Origin of the sequence: Parvibaculum sp. (assembly GCF_039680535.1) — a bacterium.
Classification (GTDB): Bacteria; Pseudomonadota; Alphaproteobacteria; order Parvibaculales; family Parvibaculaceae; genus Parvibaculum.
The window spans coordinates 58900-76978 of record NZ_JBDKSS010000013.1 but is presented as its reverse complement, the minus strand read 5'-3'; the positions used below and the strand labels follow the sequence as shown (position 1 = coordinate 76978).

Here is an 18079-nt window from a genome sequence, read left to right as displayed (position 1 = left end):
GAGAAAAGCAACATTGTAAGCATACAAAATTTCACTGAATAAATGACAGCAATTGTACTTCACAAGCCGTCGAAAATCGGAACTATCCGCCACTGCATATATTCTTTTGACCATTTGATTTCCGAGACATGTCCATTATCAGCATCGCATGTGCTGCGCCGCGCCTGCCTGAATCTTCGGTATTGAAGCTATTGACCGATATCTGGCGCGAGCGCGGCATCGAAAGCGTCACGGGCACCGCCTACGCACCGCAAGCCGATGCATGCATCCTGCATATCGATCGAACGCGTCTGGCGGCCAACGACGTTCCCACGCCTCATCGAGATATCCGCCCGATCAACGGAGACGTTCTCGATATTTCGAAACGTCTCTTCTCGGTTCTCGAAGTCCGTCCCGGCTCAGACTGGGATGGCGAGGTGATCGTAAAGACCAATCTCAACCACTTCGGCCTGCCGGAGTATCGTAGCACGCCATCGCTATCGAACCGCCTCCGCCGCCGGGCGGCAGGCGTTTCCTGGCGCATGGCGCGGACGTTGCCGGATCGGACATATCCGGTCCTGCCATCGATCCGCCGTGTGCCTGGCTGGGTTTGGGACAACCCCGACTACATCGTCGAAAAATTCATGCCGGAAAGAGAGGGCGAACTCTATTGCCTGCGCGGCTGGATGTTCCTGGGCAATGCCGGTTACGGGTGGCGCCTGTTTTCCACTGATCCGCTCGTCAAGACGGGCACGATGGTCGGCCACGAATTCCTCACCGAGGTTCCCGACGAACTCGTCGAGCTGCGAAAGAAATCAAACTTCGATTTCGGAAAGTTCGACTACGTCATGCATCACGGCAAGCCGATCCTGCTGGACATGAACAAGACGCCCGCCTATTCCGGCGACCGCTCATCGCCCCGGCTCAGGAAACTTGCCGGCGGGATCGAGGAGTTCCTGCCGTGACCTGCCGTCTCGCACCTGCGATTTCCGAAGAGGAGATACTTCCCCGGAACGTTGCCTACATGGCGCGCACGGATCTCACGCAGACACGCATGCTGGGCTATACGCCGCTCAACATAGACGCCGTCACGTCACATATGCTCGGGCTTCTCGGCAGGCGGCCCTCAGTGCGCCACATCTCGGGGGCGACGGACGAAGTTCTCTGCATTCTCGAAGCGGCGGGGCTTAAAGTGGCAGAAGATCTGCGACGCTACGAATCCGGCAACGAAGCAGAGAAGCACGCGGATTCATTGATCGCCGAAGGCTACCGCCTGATGTCGCCCTACCCGCTGCCAAAAGGACGATATTCCAACGATGCGCAGCTCGTGCCGCCGTCGCTTTGGGCGGACCTCAATTCCAAGGAGAGGCTCGGCACTCTCGTCGACGCGGCGCACCTGCCCCGTCGGCAGGTCATGCAAATCGATGAAGCCGCCGCCTGTCCGCCCGCCACGCCCTTGTGGCTGAAAGCGGCGGGGAACGAGGCGACCGGCTGGGGTTACGCCGTTCGCTATTGCTCGGACGCCGCCAGTTTTGACCGGGCCCTTTCCGATCTGCGCAAGCTCGGCAGCTCGGACAGGGTAATCGTTGAAGAAGATGTTCCGGTAGGCAGGAGCTGGTGCACCTCGATCGTCGTGCAGGCGGACCGAACGCTTTACGCCGGAAGCGCCGAGCAGATTTTCTCGGAGCCGGGCCACCAGTCGGGCAGTCTTATCGATCCCATGCATCCGATGCCGGATCCCGACTTCGCAATCGCCGTGGGCGAGGCGGCAAGAACGCGCGGCTTCGTCGGGGTGGCCGGGCTCGATGTCGGCCAGACACCGGACGGCCGAATGGTGCTCTTCGACCCGAATTTCCGGTTCAACTCATCAACCGCACAGGTGCTGCTTCATCCCGCAGCCGCCGCGCGGAGCGGCCTGCCCGTTTCATTGTCGGTAAATCTGACGACTAAACTTTCGATGTCCGAGATTGCGCGGCGGCTCGCCGGACCGATTGCCGAATTGTGGTTCGTCCCGACCCGCCTCGTCGACGCCGCATGGCTCACCGCCGCGGACGGGCACTCGATCGTTACCGGCTTCGTCCTGGCCGGCAGCCGCGATCAGGCCTTCACCGCCCAAGCCGCGATCGCCGCCATGCTTGAAGCGGACTAATCAGGCGACGGGACAGCGCGCCGAGTCCGGCGAGATCTTGAACGGTTGTTTGAAGAAGAATGGTGCGCCGAGAAGGATTCGAACCTCCGACCCTCAGATTCGTAGTCTGATGCTCTATCCAGCTGAGCTACCGGCGCATGACCGACGGACGCTTGGCCCGAAGGCCGCGTCTCAAGGACGGGGAACTCTTAAATGGAAGCGCGGCCGAAGGCAAGGGGCCGATTCAGGCTTTTTAACAGGTTTATTTCCCGTGGCGTTCGCGATAACTCGCGATCCCGCCTAGGCTTTCTGCCTCATAGACGCCGCGCGCGACCGATCTGGCCACACAATCCGCCGCCAAAGACCCCAGCCAGGCGATACGGGCAGCCCGGTTTTCGGCGCCGAGCGGCGCCCTGCCGGTCGCCAGCACGAAAATGATGTCGCCATCGACCGGCGTATGCACGGGGCGGATCGCGCGGGCGACGCCGTCCTGCGCCATGATGGCGACCCGGCGGGCCTCGGCTGGCGTCAGGTCCGCATTGACGGCGACGACGCCGATCGTCGTGTTCGTGCCGGGGCTCACGCCCGCAAGCGCTGCCTTGGTGTCGTCGAAGGGATCGCGGCTGGCAAATCCCATGTCAGCGGGCCAGCCATGGCCGCCAAACTCTCCGTCCATTTCATAAGGCGCCGCCCAGAAGGCGCGGCTGCCCGGCATGACGACCGACCCGAAGGGATTGGCCGCGATCAGAGCGCCGACCGCGAGCCCGCTCTCGGACACGGCGGAGGCAGAACCGAGCCCGCCCTTGAAAAGCCCCGCCCGTGCGCCGAAGCCCGCGCCGGCATTGCCGAGCGAGAAGCTTCGCCCCGCCCTCTCGCAAGCCTCTCTGCCAAGGGCGCGGTAGGGCGGCTCTTCGCCCCAGTCCTTGTTTCCGCCATTGGTCAGATCAAAGAGGATCGCCGAGGGCACGACCGGCGCCACCAGAGGCGAATTGCCAAGCGCGAAGCCGCGTCCGCGGACACCGAGCCACGCCACGGCCCCCGACGCGGCATCGAGCCCATAGACCGAACCGCCCGAGAGAACGAGCCCATGCACCGCATCGACAAGGCAGGCCGGATCGAGCGCTTCGGTTTCGCGCGTGCCCGGGCCCCCGCCGCGAACATCAACCGCCGCGACCGCCGCCTCGTCGGGGAGCACCACAGTGACGCCCGTTCGGACATCCGTGTCCTCCGCATTGCCGACGGCAATGCCTTCAACATCGGTGATGAGGTTGAGCTTTCCCTTGCGGATGGTGCCGATGTTCATAAGCTGTCCCAGATTGGTTGCCGGCTCCGGCCGGGCCATACCGAGTGAAGGGGATCAGCGCATGCCGCTCAAGCGAATTCTGCCCGTCATCATCGCGGCGATCCTCGTTGTGGCGATTGCATTGTGGTGGTCCTTCGGACAGGGCACACGGCACGCCTTTATGGTGGCCGCCGCGAACCCCTATGCAAGTGAGGCGGGCGCGGAAATCCTGAAGAAGGGCGGCAGCGCGGTCGATGCGGCCATCGCCATACAGGCGGTGCTCACGCTGGTCGAGCCTGAGTCGTCGGGCCTCGCCGGTGGCGCCTTCATGCTTCACTGGTCGCCGCGCTCGGACAAACTCGATGCCTATGACGGCCGCGAGACGGCGCCCGCCGGTGCGACGCCTGACATGTTCCTCGACGCGCAGAAGCAGCCCCTCGGCATTCGCGACGCTGTGCTGAGCGGACGCTCGGTCGGTACGCCGGGCGTCGTCCGCATGCTCTGGCTGGCGCATGAGAAGCACGGGAAGCTTCCCTGGGCCGATCTCTTCGAGCCCGCGATCAGGCTTGCGACCCAAGGCTTCAGGATTTCGCCAAAACTCGCAGAGGCCGTCAGGCGCGACACGGCGCTCCCCTCCATGCCGGTGGTTCAGGACTATTTTTACACGAAGGACGCGGGCGGCAATCGCGTTCCGCTGACAGCCGGCGCAGTGCTCAGGAATCCGGAGCTTGCCGAAACCATGAAGAGCATTGCGAAGAAAGGGCCTGACGGATTCTACGCCGGGCCCGTGGCGCAGAAGATCGTCGATGCGGTCACCCATACGCCCGCGCTTCCCGGCACCTTGTCGCTCACCGATCTCTCCGCCTATCAGGCAAAGGAGCGCGAACCCATCTGCCGCGCCTATCGCGACTATCGCGTCTGCACCATGCCGCCGCCCACGTCCGGCGGCCTCACGACCTTGCAGATTCTCGGCATCCTCGAGAATTTCGACATGAGCCAGATCGAGCCCATGTCGCTCTCAGCCGTGCATTTCATCGCCGAGGCTGAAAAGCTCGCCTATGCGGACCGCGCCAAATTCATCGGCGATCCCGATTTCGTGCATGTGCCGGTCGATGCCATGCTGGAGGCGAGCTATCTGCACAGACGTGCGAGCCTCATCGACCCAAGCCGCTCCATGGGCCGCGCGGAGCCCGGCATGATCGACGACAAGCGCGCGGACGCCTATGGCATCAACGACGATATCGCGCGCCCCTCGACCAGCCATTTCAGCATCTTCGATATGGAAGGAAACGTCGTCTCGATGACGACTTCGGTTGAGGCCCCTTTCGGAAGCCACCTGATGGCGGCCGGCATGATTCTCAACAATCAGCTTACGGATTTCTCGCTGGTGCCGGAGCAGAACGGCGCGCCGGTTGCGAATGCCGTGGCGCCGGGAAAGCGGCCCATGTCGGCCATGGATCCCGTCATCGTCTTCGACAAGAACGGCGATTTCTTCGCCGCCATCGGTTCGCCCGGCGGCAGCCGCATCATTGGCTATGTGACGGAGACATTGATCGGCTTGCTCGACTGGAACATGGACATGCAGACGGCCGTTTCCCTGCCCCGTTTTCTCGACCGCAATGCCGCGCTCGAAATCGAGAAGGGCACCGATCTGGAAAAGCTGACGCCGCAATTGCAGCAGCTTGGCCATGAGGTAACGCCGGGCGAGCTGAAAAGCGGCCTCCACGGCATCAGGCTGACATCGCGCGGCCTCGATGGCGGCGCCGATCCGCGCCGCGACGGCACGGTTGTCGAGGGCGCGCGCTAGGTCGCGTCCCTCGCGGCATGGGCAAGGCCGAGAAGCGCCGCGTCGCCGCGCATGATGACGTTGACGGGGATCGCCGCCAGATAGGATTCGAAGCGCCCCTTCGCCTCGAAGCGACGCCGGAACAGCGCCTCATCGAAGAGGCCCCGCTCATTCGCGATCCAGCCCGGCACGATACCTCCGCCGATGAAGATGCCGCCCTTCGCGCCGAGGGTGAGCGCGAGGTTTCCTGCGACCGAACCGAGCCAGCCGCAGAACATCGACACAGCCTCCGCCGCGAGAGCGGACGTCTTCGCCTGCGCCCGTTGTGAAATATCCGCACCCGTCAGCCGTCCCTCGACGGATACGCCTTCGATCGCTGCAAGCGCTGAGTGAAGCGCCACGAGGCCCGGTCCCGAAAGCACGCGCTCGACGGAGACGCGGCCATGCACCTTCATGAGATGCGTCAACACTTCGATCTCGCGCGCATTCGTCGGCGCGAGATCGACATGGCCGCCCTCGCCCGGCACCGCGATGTAGCGCCCCGCAGCGGGGACCAGAGCGGCAACGCCAAGCCCCGTGCCGGCGCCGAGAAGGCCTATGGGCGCATTGGCGTCGGCCTTGCCCACGCCGACGGCGTGAAGCTCATGCGGCTTCAGCGCCGGAACGGCACGGGCGAGCGCCGCGAAATCATTGACGAGGACGGGGCGCGAAACTCCGGTCGCATCGGCGAGCGCCCTGACGGAAACCTCCCAGGGGCAATTCGTCATGTGAACATGCGCCGCTGCGCCTTCGCCTTCGACGGGCCCCGCCGCGCAGACGGCTACGGCGTCGAGATGCGGATGTCCCTTCAGGTCGAGAAAGGCCGCAAGCGCCGCGTCGAGCGATGCGTAGTCGGCAGTATGAAAAATCGTCGGTGCATCGACCGCGATCTCACTGCCGGCCACCCGCGCGAGCGCGAAGCGCGCATTCGTGCCGCCTATATCGGAAACGAGGAAAAGACCGCCGCTCATTGCGCCGCGACGCCGGGCTTTGAGGTGTTCCGTCTTTCCGCCTCGCGACAATCGAGCACGCTATCCTCCGCCGGTATGCAGATGCGAAATGTCGTGCCCTTTTCGCCGGTCGTCAACACGTCGATCGCGCCGCCATGCCCGCGCACAAGTTCATCGGCGATGGCAAGCCCGAGCCCCGTGCCACCTGAACGCGCGCTGCCAGCAAACGGAACGAAAAGATGGGCCCGCGCCTTGTCGGGAAGGCCCGGCCCCGTATCGGCCACGTCGATATGGACATGATCTCCCGCGAGATGGCCCGCGATGCGGATTTCGCCCGGGCGGTTCGCGCCTTCGATCGCCTGCACCGCATTGCGGCCCAGATTGAGCAGGATTCGGAAAACATGATCCCGATCCGCAACGAGCGAGAGATCGTCTGGCACCGCGTTCACCCACTGAATGCGCCCGTCGACAGGAAGCCCCACAAGCTCCCGCACTTCGTCGACGAGCGGCACAAGCGCGAAACGGCTGCGCCGTGGTGGCTCCTCATCCGCGCGGCCGAAACGCAGCGTCTTGGTGCAGAGGTCGATGGCGCGGTCTATCGACGCGAAAAGCCGCGGCGCGAGATGCTGAACCGTCGGATCGTTCACCGCGCCGATGCGGTCGGAAATCAATTGGGCATTGGCAAGGATGTTGCGCAGATCGTGGTTGATCTTGCTCACCGCCGCGCCAAGCGACGCGAGCCGCGCCTGCTGGTTGAGCGTGGCGCGAATTTCGCGTTGCATGGCGCCGAGTTCGCGCTCCGCGACGCCGATCTCGTCTTCACGGTCGGACGGCGCGATGACGCGGCGCACGTCTTCCGGGTTCTGGCGGAAGGCGACCATGTTCTCCGTGATGCGCCGCATGGGTCTGACGAACACGAGATGCAGAACCAGATAGACGAGGCTTGCAGTCATCACCGAAATCACGATGGAGAGCCAGAAGATGTTGGCGCCGTAATTCAGCATCGCGTGACGCAGCGGCGTTTCGCTGATGACGATCTCGATGAAATCGCCCGCGCCGAAGCGGGGAAAGTCCTTGACCTCGATCACGCGCCCATCGCGGGAAAAGAGCGTATGAAATGCATCCATGATGAGCGTGGTCGGCATGGCGTCGCGCAGGTCATAGGTCGCGTCGATGCTCGGCGGCATCTTCTCGCTGAGCATCAGCCGGTGCTCATTGTCGCGATGAAGCGAGACGGCGAAGACTTGCGCGTTCTCGAGAAGCTCCTGCTGCAGTGCGGGCGACACCATATTGTCGGGCGTCGCTTCGAGAGCGAGCGCTGCGATCTGCGCCGCGCCCAGATTCTGCTCAAGCCAGGTTTTGCGGAAATTGGCGATGGAGGGAACGAAGATCAGCACCTCGCTCAGCATCACGAAAAGAATGGTCAGAACGAGAAGGCGCCGCGACAGGCTTTGGGCAAGGCCCAGACGCCAGCGCCCGCCCCTTGCTCTTCCCTCGCCTTCTGCCATTGCCTGCTCCCTCGCGGCGCGCGATATGGCCGCAAGCGCGATCTTAGCCGATAACCGCGCTCTTGGGATGCCTCAGCCGAAAAGGCCAAGGAAGCGGACGATTGCCCTGGTCTTCGCGCTGAAAAGCGTCGGCGTGTAATAGGAAGACGCGGCGCGTTTGGATATTTCCGAAAGTGTCGGATAGGGGGCGACGATGCCCGCCATGGCCGACAGCTTCAGCGCCTGCGACTTGGCCAGCACCCAGGGCATGATCAATTCGCCCGCATGGGGGGCGACGATGGTGCAGCCGAGCACCCGGCCATGCATATCGGTAATGACCTTGATGAGGCCGTCGGTCTCGCGTGTCGCCTGCGCGCGATCATTCTCGGCGAGATGCCAGCGCAGCACATTGATCTTCATATGGCGCGCGCGCGCTTCGGCCTCGGTTTCGCCGACATGGGCAAGCTCGGGATCGGTATAGGTGACATAGGGAATGGAGCCGTAATCCACCTTGGCGGGCAGACGGAACAGCGCATTCCGGATCACGATGCCTGCATGATAATTCGCGACATGGGTGAACTGCATTCCGCCGATGACGTCGCCGATGGCGAAGACGCGCCTGTTCGCGGTGCGGAGCCGATCATCGACCTCGATGCCATGCGCGTCCGCCAGGATGCCCGCCTTGTCGAGATCGAGCCCGTCGATGGATGGCTTGCGCCCCGTCGCAACGAGCAGATGCGAGCCTTCGATGACGCGCGGCCCGCCCGCTTCGTCGATCCTGACCGAAATACGGCCTGCCGCGCCGCTCACCTCCGCCACTTTCGCGCCTTCGAGAATCTCGACGCCTTCCATGATGAGCCGGTCGACGATGAGCGCGGTGAGTTCCGGATCGTCCTTCGCCAGCACCTTTGCGGCTTCGATCACCGTCACCTTGCAGCCGAGGCGGCGATGCGCCTGCGCCATCTCCATGCCGATGGGGCCGCCGCCGATGACGATCAGATGATCCGGGCGCTCCATCTGCTCGAAGATCGTTTCATTGGTGAGAAAGGGCACCGTGCCGAGGCCGGGGATCGGCGGAATGGCGGGATGAGAGCCGGTTGCGATCACGAAACGCCGCGCATGGATTTCCGTGTCGCCCGCAACGACTGTGCGCCCATCCTTGAAACGCGCATGGTCCTTGATGACGGTGACGCCGAGCCCTTCGAAACGGGCGACGGAATCATTCGGCGCGATAGCGGCGATGACGCCCTTCACATGCGCGTTGACCTTGGCAAAATCGATCTGCGGCGTGACCGGCGCGATGCCGAAAGCTTCGCTGTCGCCCATCACATAGGCGCGACGCGCGGCGGCGATCAGCGCCTTGGACGGCACACAGCCCGTGTTCAGGCAATCGCCGCCCATCTCTCCCCGCTCGATCAGAACGGTCCGCGCGCCCATCTGCGCCGCGCCGGCAGCGACGGACAGTCCGCCCGAGCCTGCGCCGATGACGCATATATCGGCCTTGATCTTCTTCGCCATGTCCGACTGGTCCGTTCCGTGTTGGCCTTCAGTGCTTCCGAAAGTGGCGATAAAGCGCCGGGACGAGGGAGAGCAACGCGAGCGCCAATATAGGCAGGATGACGCGCGGCTCGAAGATCAAACCGAGGTTCGGTTGCTCGCCACGCTCGAAGACCGCGCCGAGGCCTGCGCCGAGACTCGCGAAAACGAATGTGCCCGGAATGATGCCGATGAATGTCGCAGCCACAAAGGTCGACAGGCGCACGCCGAGAAAGGCGGGCGCCAGATTGACCAGCCAGAAGGGAAAGGCCGGCACGAGACGCAGGAAAAGGAGATAGCTGAAAGCGTTGGCGCGAAAGCCTTCCTCCATGCGTGCGACGGCAGAACCTGCCTTTGCCCGCAATAGATCGCCCAGCGCCGATTTCGCCACGATGAAGAGAACCGCTGCCCCCGCCGTCGCCGCGACGACGGTCGCCGCGCCGCCAAGGACCGTCCCGAAGAGAAAGCCGCCGGTGAGCGTCGCGACCAGCCCGCCCGGCAGCGAGAAGGCCACCATCAGCGCATAAAGGCCCATATAGACGATAATGGCCCAGAACCGGTTCGCCTCGACCCATTGGGAAAGCGCCTGCCGGTTGTCGCGCAGCGTGTCCAGCGTCACATAGCGGTGAAGGCCCAGCGCGAAAAACAGACCGAAGCCCAGCGCCAGAATCGCCAGCGGCAGGAGCCTGCGGATCGAAGAACGCCGCGCAGCCCCAGGCTTCGATTGGTCCATGGACATGAAAGAGCCCTCCGGTCAGAACGAATGAGGAACATACCCCTCATTTTCCCCGTTTCAGACCATACGCGAATTTCAGGCTAGGAAATCGGGCAAGGGCCTCGCCTCACCCGATTGTGACCGGAGTTCAGACGCGGTGAGGATCTCCCGTCCTTCATTGACTTCGAGCGGATTTATCGACTATACACCCCGCCAGACAGCCGTCAGGCGGCAACGCCGACGGCCTTTGTATTCTTGGCACCCATGGAGTGCCGGCCGGGTAGTCCCACACGGGGCAAAACTCGCGCAGATCCGCCGGAGAAGAGACGTGAAACGGACCTATCAACCGAGCGAACTCGTCCGCAAGCACCGCCACGGTTTCCGTGCGCGCATGGCGACGAAGGGTGGCCGCAAGGTTCTCGCCGCCCGCCGTGCCCGTGGTCGCAAGCGGCTGTCGGCCTGATCCGGCTATCCTTCCTGCGCGGACATACCGCGCGAACGGGCCCGCGCTCATAGGCCCTCGGACAGCCACATGACCCGCCGCACCGACATCGCCAGATTGCGGAAGCGGCGCGACTTTCTCGCCGCAGCGGGAGGTCGCAAATGGGCGGCTACGAGTCTCGTCCTGCAGGCGCGCGAACGCGCCGATGAAGACGAACCCCGGGTGGGCTTCACCGTTACAAAGAAAGTGGGCGGCGCTGTCGTCCGCAATCGCGCAAGGCGGCGCCTCAAGGCTGCCGCCAGCGAAATCCTTCCGCTTGCCGCAAAACAGGGCTACGACTACGTGCTGGTCGGCCGCGCGAGCACGCTGACACGGGCATGGCCCGACCTCCTCGACGATTTGCGCGCCGCCGTGACGAAAGTTCACGGGGCGAAACCTCACGGGTCGCAGCGCCCCGCGCGCGGCCGTCCCTCCCAACGAACGACCGAGGGCCATCCGAGCTCCGGGGGCAAGGAAGACACGTCTCATGGGTGACAACCGCAACTTCATCATCGCCATCCTGCTGTCGGTGCTGGTCTTCGTGGGCTGGCAGCATTTCGTGGTGACGCCGCGCATGGAGGCGGAGAAGGCGAAGCAGGCTCAGACGGCGGCGACCACGGCCGCGCCCGCAAGCGATGCGACGGCGCCCGCCGTTCAGGGTGGTGCGGCTTCCGTTCCCTCGAGCACGGCGACCATCACGGCAGCGAGCCTTTCCCTCGATGAAGCCCTCAAGCTGAGCCCCCGCGTCGAGATCGCCTCCGATCGCGTCGACGGCTCGATCTCGCTCAAGGGCGCACGGATCGACGATCTTCACCTGCGCGACTATCGCGAGACGGTCGAGAAGACGAGCCCGGAAATCGCGCTCCTTTCGCCTGCCCGCACCGACAAGCCCTATTTCGCCGAATTCGGCTACGTCGCCGCCCCCGGCGCGACCGTGAAGCTTCCCACCAGCGATACGCTCTGGACGGTCGAGGCCGGCTCCACGCTGACGCCCAAGACGCCGGTGACGCTCGCCTGGAACAATGGCGAGGGCCTCGTCTTCCACCGCACGATCTCGCTCGACGAGAATTTCCTCTTCACGATCGCCGACAGCGTCGAGAACAAGTCCGGCGCCCCTGTCTCGCTCTATCCTTATGGCCTCGTTTCGCGCACGGGCCAGCCGGCGGGCAAACCCTTCTACATCCTGCATGAAGGCTTCATCGGCGAGTTCAAGGACAATGGCGAGACGGCGATCAAATACGCCTCCGCGGTGAAGGACGGCCCGCAGACGGTCTCCGACACCGAAGGCTGGCTTGGCATTACCGATAAATATTGGGCTGCCGCCCTCATCCCACAGGCGGGCCGCCCCTTCGTCGCGAATTTCAGCGCGGAAGCCGGCGCCAATGCCGACCCGCAGCATGAGCGTTTCCAGGCCGACTTCCGCTATGAGGCGCTCACCATCGCGCCCAATTCGAGCGCAACGGTCAACAACCGCCTCTTCGCCGGCGCCAAGGTGTCCAAGGTCATCGACCGGTACAAGGACCAGGGCATCTACCGCTTCAACCTGCTGATCGACTGGGGCTGGTTCTGGTTCCTGACGCAGCCGGTCTTCAAGGCGATCGATCTCATCGCGCGCGCCACCGGCAATTTCGGCATCGCGATCCTGATCGTCACCGTGCTCATCAAGGCCGCCTTCTTCCCGCTCGCCAATCGCTCCTATGAGTCGATGTCGAAGATGAAGAAGCTCCAGCCCGAGATGGAGCGCATCAAGGAGGTCCATGCCGAGGACAAGATGCGCCAGCAGCAGGAGATCATGGAGCTCTACAAGAAGGAAAAGGTGAACCCGATCGCCGGCTGTCTGCCGATGGTGATTCAGATTCCCGTCTTCTTCTCGCTCTACAAGGTTCTCTTCGTCACCATCGAAATGCGGCACGCGCCGTTCTTCGGCTGGATCCACGATCTCTCGGCGCCGGACCCGACGACGCTCTTCAACCTTTTCGGCCTCATTCCCTGGGCGCCGCCCGCCTTCCTTCTGATCGGCGCATGGCCGCTCATCATGGGCTTCACCATGTTCGTGACCCAGCGCATGAACCCCGCCCCTGCCGACCCCGTGCAGCAGCAGATATTCACCTGGATGCCGGTGATCTTCACCTTCATGCTGGCGAGCTTCCCGGCCGGCCTCGTGATCTACTGGGCCTGGAACAACACGCTGTCGGCTTTGCAGCAGGGCGTCATCATGCGCCGCCAGGGCGTGAAGATCGAAATCTTCAGCAATCTCGGCTTCGACAAGCTCTTCGCGCGTCGTGGCGCGGATAGCGGAAAGTCGTGACGCCATGACCGGCAAAGGGCCGAACAAACCGGAAAGCCCGGAACCGGAAAAATCAGCACCGGACAAGGCGAGCCTTGAAGGCAAGGGCCTGATCGCCGGCGACACTGAAGCGGGCCGCTGGCTCTTCGCCCAGCCCTGCGAATTCATGCGCGGCGTGGTCGATCTCGACGGGCTCCCCCCGATGGGCGCCCCCGAAATCGCCTTCGCGGGGCGGTCCAATGTCGGCAAGTCGAGCCTCGTCAACGCGCTGACGGGCCGCTCGACCCTGGCGCGCACCTCGAACACGCCGGGCCGCACGCAGCAGCTCAATTTCTTTTCGCTGGGGCAGCCCGGCAATCCGGCGCTCATACTTGTCGACCTGCCGGGCTATGGCTATGCGCGGGAGACGAAGGCGACCGTGGCCGCCTGGACGCGGCTCGTCATGGATTACCTGCGCGGGCGCACGTCGCTCCGCCGCGTGATCGTCCTCATCGACGCCCGCCACGGGCTGAAGGAGAACGACCACGAGACGATGAAGCTGCTGGACACCGCCGCCGTCTCCTATCAGGTGGTCCTCACCAAGATCGACAAGCTGAAGCCGAGCGAGGTCGGCCCCCGGCTCGACGAGGTGCGCGAGGGCGTCCGCCGCCACGTCGCCGCCCATCCGACCGTCATCGCCACCTCGTCGGTCAAGGGCGAGGGCATTGCCGAACTGCGGGCCGAAATTGCCGGATTGGCCGATCCGCAAGCCATCGGCTATAAAGCGCGGGAACAATAAAGCGGGGAGCGCGCGCTTCATGTCGTCGGACCACCACCACGGAGATAACCCGGCCGAAGAGGCGCGGGATCTGGAACGGGCCAACGTGCTCTCCGAAGCGCTGCCCTATATGCAGCAATACGACAAGCGCACCATCGTCGTGAAATATGGCGGCCACGCCATGGGCGACGAAGCGCTCGGGCTGGAATTCGCGCGCGATATCGTTCTCCTGAAGCAATCCGGCATCGACCCCATCGTCGTTCACGGTGGCGGGCCGCAGATCGGCGCCATGCTGAACCGCCTCGGCATCAAGAGCGAGTTCTCCGGCGGGCTTCGCATCACCGACAAGGCAACCGTCGAGGTCGTCGAGATGGTGCTTGCGGGCTCCATCAACAAGAACCTCGTCTCGCTGCTCAACCGCGCGGGCGGTCAGGCCGTCGGCCTCTGCGGCAAGGACGGCAACCTCATCGTCGCGAAGAAGGTCGAGCAGAAGATCCACGATCCGGAATCGAATATCGAAAAGATCCTCGATCTCGGTTTCGTCGGCGAACCGGCGAAGATCAATCCGGAAATCCTGAAGACGATCATCGCCTCCGACATCATTCCCGTGATCGCGCCGGTCGGCGTCGCGCCGAATGGCGACACCTACAACATCAACGCCGACACGGCGGCGGGCGCCATCGCAGGCGCGATGGGCGCAACGCGCCTCCTCCTCCTCACCGATGTGCGCGGCGTACTCGACAAGCAGGGCAACCTCATCGAGGAACTGACCGTCGATGAAGCCAAAGCCCTCATCAAGGACGGTACGATCTCGGGCGGCATGATCCCCAAGATCGAAACCTGCATCGACGCGGTCGAGGGCGGCGTCGAGGCGGTCGTCATCATCGACGGCCGCGTGCGCCATTCCGTCCTGCTCGAACTCTTTACCGAGCATGGCGCCGGCACGCTGATCACGAAGAAAGCCTCGGCTTGAGCCAAAGGCGGCAATGGGCCCTTCTCTCACCTCCCTTCAGCGGGGAGGTGAGATTTCTTCTCGGCCTCTGCTTTCTTCTTTTCACGCTGATCCTTCTCCCCTCCCCCGCCCGCGCCGATTACAAGCTCTGCAACGCGACGAGCTATGTGCTGCAAGGCGCAATCGGCGTTCAGAGCAAGGCCGCAGCGCCCGATTCACATTCGGAGTCGCATTCACAAGGCTGGGTACGCATTCTTCCCGGCGACTGCGCGAGCGCCCTTACCGGCCCCATCGCCGATGCAAATTATTCCGTCTTCGCGCGTTCCATCGACGCCCATCAGGGACCGACGAGATATTTCTCGGGCAGCGAACATTTCTGCACCCTGGCGAAAGATTTCCTGATCACGGGCCGCGAGAGCTGTGCGCTCCGGGGCTATGAGTCGAACGACTTCATCCGCGTCGACACCAAAGCCGGCGGCGACTGGACGACGAGCTTCGGCGAGCCGCGCAAATATTCGCCGGATGAGGCGCGCATCGCGGGCGCTCAACGCCTGCTCCGCGACAATGGCTTTCGCATTACGAAGATCGACGGCATCGCCGCCAAGGCGACGATACGCTCGGTCATGGCCTTTCAGCGCTCCGGAGGGCGCGAGCCCAATGGCGTGATCGACGATACGCTCATTACGCAGCTTATTGCCGGCGCCGAGGACGAACAGAAGCGCATGGGCCTCGATATCTGCAACAAGACCGACTACCTCATCTGGGCCGCCGTCGGCCTCAGCGGCGCGGACGACGACATGTCCAGCGGCTGGATCCGCGTCGAGCCGCACCAATGCGCCAAGGCGATCAAGGGGCGGCTCACGCAGTCGCGCTATTTCATCTATGCGGAAGCATCCGACGGCCAAGGGCAGACGGCCCGGCTGAATGGACGACCGCTCGTCTGGCTCGGGCGCGACAGCTTCTGCACCAAGTCCACGCGCTTCGAGATCAAGGGACGCGAAGCCTGTGCGGCGCGCGGCTTCGACGAGAAACGCTTCATGCGGGTCGAGACGGGCGGCAAGCCGCTCTTCGCAGTGACGCTCAAATAACCTCGATTATCCGCAAATCATAACGCCCTTACTTGAAATACAATAATGTCCGGATATAAACTATCCGCATTCGGATTGATTTTTCCTGATGTGGATCATTTTAGGCGAGGTCGACTATGGCGGATACGCCGAAATTTCCTTTGACCCTTTTCATCGGCACCGAGGTCACGGTGAATTCCGTCGAAGCGCTGCAATCTCTGGCAAAGGCGCTGCATACCGGATCGGATAGCGATACGGCACCGATGATCCTGGCGAGTGAGCTTCCCGTCGTTACGGCGGGAAAGACCAGCCACCTCGCTCACGAATACAACACTGTCCAGAACAAGATAGAAAACGAGTACTCATCCATCGGCACTATCAAGCGGACATGCACCTATATGAAGACCATACATATGCAGGTCTGGGAATGCACAGACGGCAGTTCCTTCACCTGCAAGGCAGGCGAAGGGCCGTGGGAAGAGCTTTTCTGCATGCCCTGAAGGGCTATCCAAACACGCCGAGATAGCGCAGATGCCACAGCATCTCGCCCTCATCCATCGGGTAGTCGACGCCGCCGCGCGGAAGAACGCGCGTATCCACCGGAACATTGGCAACGAAGATCTGCACCGCGAGCGCCGTGCGCATGGCAAGGCCCGCGCGCCAGCAGATCGCCGCAATGCCCTTGCCGCTCTTGACCTCGATCGCCCGCAGAATGGCTTCTTCCGGCGCAGCGCAGAGAAGCGACAGAGCGAGCGCCACCGCGCCCTTCTGTTTCAAGGAAGCCGCCTTGGTGATCTGATCGTCGCCGAGACTTCCCGCCGCAAAGGCCTTCCTGATCGCGGCGGCTGCCGCGTCCGGCGTCGCATCCTCGACCGGCCGTTCCTCGATGCGCGACTGCGCGCGCGCCTTGAGCCAGGTCTGCGTTTCCGCATCGAGATGATGATGACGGCCGATTTCATCCACCAGCGCGCGGGAGACGAAAACGGCGATACGGCGGATTGCGCGAAGCGAGAGCGATGGCCGCATGACCAGCGGCAGGTGCCACGCCTCGATGGTCGCCGCCTCGCGGATCACCTTGTCGAGCGTCTCCTCGCGGATATCGGCGCGCGGATTGGCGAGAAGCTGCGCCACCGCCGGAATGTCGAGCGTGGCGACGATGGCATCGGCAACGCCGGCGCTCACATTGCGGCGCCGCGCGATGGCTTCCAGCGCGCCGTGAACCCGCGTCGTCGCCACGATCTCGACGAGATCCTCATCGGAAAGGAGCGGCGAATATTCGAGCACCGGCCCGCAGACCATGACTTCCGCATCGCGGGCGAGGCGGAGCGCTATGCGCTTCGGGATATGCGGACAGGACTTGATTTCCTCCGCGACGATGCGGCGGACGCGGGCAAGCTCATCCTGCGCGAGCTTTTCGAGCAGCACCAGCATGCGGTCGCGCACCTGGCGGCGTTCACCCTCGTCCATGTCGGGAACGATGCGGCCGATCTTGCGCGCAAGCTCAGAGCGCACCTCGCCGTCGGCATCGATCTGAAGAAGTTCGTCGGCCTGAATGGGCGTCGCCGGATTGGCCGCGACAAGGGTGCGGATGGAGGCGTCATCATCACCCGCGAGATAGTAGAGCGTCTCGGGCGGCGCGTCCGTTCGGGCGGCAAGCTCGCGCTTGATCTCCAGGGACCGGCTCTCGAGGGCCAGGCGCGCGTCTTCGTAGCGCAAGTCCCGGGGGAGTTTGCGGCGGGAGAAAATCTGCTTCAGGCGCGTCAGCGGCATCGGGCTCTCCAATGTGGCGATTCTCCCGGCGGGTCATTAAAGGGCCGTTAAGAATTACCCTCACCTTGAATCAACTTGTCAGAAGCTGGCCGACGCGCCACATATGGGCTGCTTCCGATCCCTTCCGGGCCGAGCCTCATGAATTCGTCAACCAAGCCAGTCCGCCCCATGCATCGCGCTGCCGATTTCGCGCATGTGGAGCATTGGGTCTTCGACCTCGACAACACGCTTTATCCGCCGGAATGCGATCTCTTCGCGCAGATCGACGTGAAGATGTGCGAATTCATCATGCAGGCGCTCGATGTCGACGCGGTGGAAGCGAAGCGGGTGCAGAAGGATTTCTATGTCGAGCACGGGACGACACTCGCCGGCCTCATGGCCGTCCACGGGATCGAACCCGGGCGCTTCCTCGCCCATGTCCACGACATCGATGTGAGCGTCGTCGCCCCCGACGACGCGCTCGGCCGCGCCATTGCAAGCCTTCCGGGGCGGAAGATCATTTTCACCAATGGTTCGATGACGCATGCGAGGAACGTGGTGGGCCAGCTCGGCATCGCGCATGTGTTCGACGGCATCTACGACATCGTCTCGACCGGCTACAAGCCGAAGCCGATGCGCGAGGCCTATGAGCGCTTCGTGCTGGAAAGCGGCATTGCGCCGGAGCGCGCTGCCATGTTCGAGGACATTCCGCGCAACCTCGAAATCCCGCATGACCTCGGCATGAAGACGGTCTGGGTCCGCCCCACGGTCGAAGGCGGAACGGAACGCTATCAGCGGCTTTCGCATGAAGGCGGCGAGGCGGCGCATGTGCATCACGCGACGGACGATCTCAGAACGTTTCTGGAAGACCTGATCCGCTAGGC

17 protein-coding genes and 1 tRNA gene are annotated in these 18079 nt (G+C 63.5%); 11 read left to right on the top strand and 7 right to left on the bottom strand.

Going from position 1 to position 18079, the window contains the following annotated elements:
• Positions 1-128 precede the first annotated feature (128 nt).
• Positions 129-944 (top strand): hypothetical protein, encoded by an 816-nt coding sequence (locus ABFC66_RS07410; protein ID WP_346740310.1) that lies wholly within the window; start codon positions 129-131, stop codon positions 942-944.
• On the top strand, positions 941-2128 hold the full coding sequence (locus ABFC66_RS07405) for a hypothetical protein (RefSeq protein WP_346740309.1): 1188 nt from the start codon (positions 941-943) through the stop codon (positions 2126-2128). The genes ABFC66_RS07410 and ABFC66_RS07405 overlap by 4 nt, the downstream gene beginning before the upstream one ends.
• A 60-nt stretch (positions 2129-2188) precedes the next feature.
• Here ABFC66_RS07405 and ABFC66_RS07400 read toward each other — a convergent pair.
• Positions 2189-2265, bottom strand: a tRNA-Arg gene (locus ABFC66_RS07400).
• A gap of 104 nt (positions 2266-2369) precedes the next feature.
• The gene (locus tag ABFC66_RS07395) at positions 2370-3410 is read right to left on the bottom strand and encodes a P1 family peptidase (protein ID WP_346740308.1); all 1041 of its coding nucleotides are present in this window, start codon (positions 3408-3410) and stop codon (positions 2370-2372) included.
• A 61-nt stretch (positions 3411-3471) separates the two neighbouring features.
• On the opposite strand from ABFC66_RS07395, the gene ggt reads away from it, so the two are divergent.
• Positions 3472-5196, top strand: coding sequence for a gamma-glutamyltransferase (gene ggt, locus ABFC66_RS07390; RefSeq protein WP_346740307.1), 1725 nt, complete (start codon positions 3472-3474; stop codon positions 5194-5196).
• On the opposite strand, the gene glk is transcribed toward ggt, so the two are convergent.
• The 4 genes from glk to ABFC66_RS07370 all read right to left on the bottom strand — a co-directional run bounded on the left by glk (position 5193) and on the right by ABFC66_RS07370 (position 9926).
• Positions 5193-6185: a glucokinase gene (glk, locus tag ABFC66_RS07385; protein WP_346740306.1), complete on the bottom strand. Its 993-nt coding sequence runs from the start codon at positions 6183-6185 to the stop codon at positions 5193-5195. The genes ggt and glk overlap by 4 nt on opposite strands.
• On the bottom strand, positions 6182-7672 hold the full coding sequence (locus ABFC66_RS07380) for a HAMP domain-containing sensor histidine kinase (RefSeq protein ID WP_346740305.1): 1491 nt from the start codon (positions 7670-7672) through the stop codon (positions 6182-6184). The genes glk and ABFC66_RS07380 overlap by 4 nt, the downstream gene beginning before the upstream one ends.
• A 72-nt stretch (positions 7673-7744) precedes the next feature.
• A complete protein-coding gene (locus tag ABFC66_RS07375) occupies positions 7745-9169 on the bottom strand; it encodes an FAD-dependent oxidoreductase (RefSeq protein WP_346740304.1) in 1425 nt (474 codons plus the stop codon).
• A gap of 28 nt (positions 9170-9197) precedes the next feature.
• Positions 9198-9926, bottom strand: coding sequence for a VTT domain-containing protein (locus tag ABFC66_RS07370; protein ID WP_346740303.1), 729 nt, complete (start codon positions 9924-9926; stop codon positions 9198-9200).
• 304 nt (positions 9927-10230) lie between these two features.
• Between ABFC66_RS07370 and rpmH the strand changes: the two genes are divergently transcribed.
• The 7 genes from rpmH to ABFC66_RS07335 all read left to right on the top strand — a co-directional run bounded on the left by rpmH (position 10231) and on the right by ABFC66_RS07335 (position 15946).
• Positions 10231-10365, top strand: coding sequence for a 50S ribosomal protein L34 (gene rpmH / locus ABFC66_RS07365; RefSeq protein ID WP_346740302.1), 135 nt, complete (start codon positions 10231-10233; stop codon positions 10363-10365).
• Positions 10366-10434: 69 nt separating this feature from the next.
• Positions 10435-10878: a ribonuclease P protein component gene (gene rnpA / locus ABFC66_RS07360; RefSeq protein WP_346740301.1), complete on the top strand. Its 444-nt coding sequence runs from the start codon at positions 10435-10437 to the stop codon at positions 10876-10878.
• The gene (gene yidC / locus ABFC66_RS07355) at positions 10871-12691 is read left to right on the top strand and encodes a membrane protein insertase YidC (RefSeq protein ID WP_346740300.1); all 1821 of its coding nucleotides are present in this window, start codon (positions 10871-10873) and stop codon (positions 12689-12691) included. Before rnpA ends, yidC begins: the two co-directional genes overlap by 8 nt.
• Before the next feature lie 4 nt (positions 12692-12695).
• On the top strand, positions 12696-13448 hold the full coding sequence (gene yihA / locus ABFC66_RS07350; RefSeq protein ID WP_346740299.1) for a ribosome biogenesis GTP-binding protein YihA/YsxC: 753 nt from the start codon (positions 12696-12698) through the stop codon (positions 13446-13448).
• Positions 13449-13467: 19 nt separating this feature from the next.
• The gene (gene argB, locus ABFC66_RS07345) at positions 13468-14400 is read left to right on the top strand and encodes an acetylglutamate kinase (protein WP_346740298.1); all 933 of its coding nucleotides are present in this window, start codon (positions 13468-13470) and stop codon (positions 14398-14400) included.
• A 47-nt stretch (positions 14401-14447) separates the two neighbouring features.
• Entirely contained in the window at positions 14448-15467 is a 1020-nt protein-coding gene (locus ABFC66_RS07340) for a DUF1036 domain-containing protein (RefSeq protein WP_346740297.1), read from the top strand.
• A 140-nt stretch (positions 15468-15607) separates the two neighbouring features.
• Entirely contained in the window at positions 15608-15946 is a 339-nt protein-coding gene (locus ABFC66_RS07335; RefSeq protein ID WP_346740296.1) for a hypothetical protein, read from the top strand.
• Positions 15947-15950: 4 nt separating this feature from the next.
• Here ABFC66_RS07335 and ABFC66_RS07330 read toward each other — a convergent pair whose 3' ends face one another.
• Positions 15951-17216, bottom strand: coding sequence for a DUF2336 domain-containing protein (locus ABFC66_RS07330; protein ID WP_346740295.1), 1266 nt, complete (start codon positions 17214-17216; stop codon positions 15951-15953).
• 138 nt (positions 17217-17354) lie between these two features.
• Between ABFC66_RS07330 and ABFC66_RS07325 the strand changes: the two genes are divergently transcribed.
• Positions 17355-18077, top strand: coding sequence for a pyrimidine 5'-nucleotidase (locus tag ABFC66_RS07325; RefSeq protein ID WP_346740294.1), 723 nt, complete (start codon positions 17355-17357; stop codon positions 18075-18077).
• Positions 18078-18079: the final 2 nt, after the last annotated feature.

What these genes read in the sequence shown, in the direction of transcription:
- ABFC66_RS07330 (WP_346740295.1), bottom strand. Translation starts at nt 17,216, where the DNA reads ATGCCGCTGACGCGCCTGAAGCAGATTTTCTCCCGCCGCAAACTCCCC.
- ABFC66_RS07375 (WP_346740304.1), bottom strand. Translation starts at nt 9,169, where the DNA reads ATGGCGAAGAAGATCAAGGCCGATATATGCGTCATCGGCGCAGGCTCG.
- yidC (WP_346740300.1), top strand. Translation starts at nt 10,871, where the DNA reads ATGGGTGACAACCGCAACTTCATCATCGCCATCCTGCTGTCGGTGCTG.
- ggt (WP_346740307.1), top strand. Translation starts at nt 3,472, where the DNA reads ATGCCGCTCAAGCGAATTCTGCCCGTCATCATCGCGGCGATCCTCGTT.
- ABFC66_RS07395 (WP_346740308.1), bottom strand. Translation starts at nt 3,410, where the DNA reads ATGAACATCGGCACCATCCGCAAGGGAAAGCTCAACCTCATCACCGAT.
- ABFC66_RS07410 (WP_346740310.1), top strand. Translation starts at nt 129, where the DNA reads ATGTCCATTATCAGCATCGCATGTGCTGCGCCGCGCCTGCCTGAATCT.
- ABFC66_RS07380 (WP_346740305.1), bottom strand. Translation starts at nt 7,672, where the DNA reads ATGGCAGAAGGCGAGGGAAGAGCAAGGGGCGGGCGCTGGCGTCTGGGC.
- argB (WP_346740298.1), top strand. Translation starts at nt 13,468, where the DNA reads ATGTCGTCGGACCACCACCACGGAGATAACCCGGCCGAAGAGGCGCGG.
- ABFC66_RS07325 (WP_346740294.1), top strand. Translation starts at nt 17,355, where the DNA reads ATGAATTCGTCAACCAAGCCAGTCCGCCCCATGCATCGCGCTGCCGAT.
- rnpA (WP_346740301.1), top strand. Translation starts at nt 10,435, where the DNA reads ATGACCCGCCGCACCGACATCGCCAGATTGCGGAAGCGGCGCGACTTT.
- ABFC66_RS07370 (WP_346740303.1), bottom strand. Translation starts at nt 9,926, where the DNA reads ATGTCCATGGACCAATCGAAGCCTGGGGCTGCGCGGCGTTCTTCGATC.
- yihA (WP_346740299.1), top strand. Translation starts at nt 12,696, where the DNA reads ATGACCGGCAAAGGGCCGAACAAACCGGAAAGCCCGGAACCGGAAAAA.
- glk (WP_346740306.1), bottom strand. Translation starts at nt 6,185, where the DNA reads ATGAGCGGCGGTCTTTTCCTCGTTTCCGATATAGGCGGCACGAATGCG.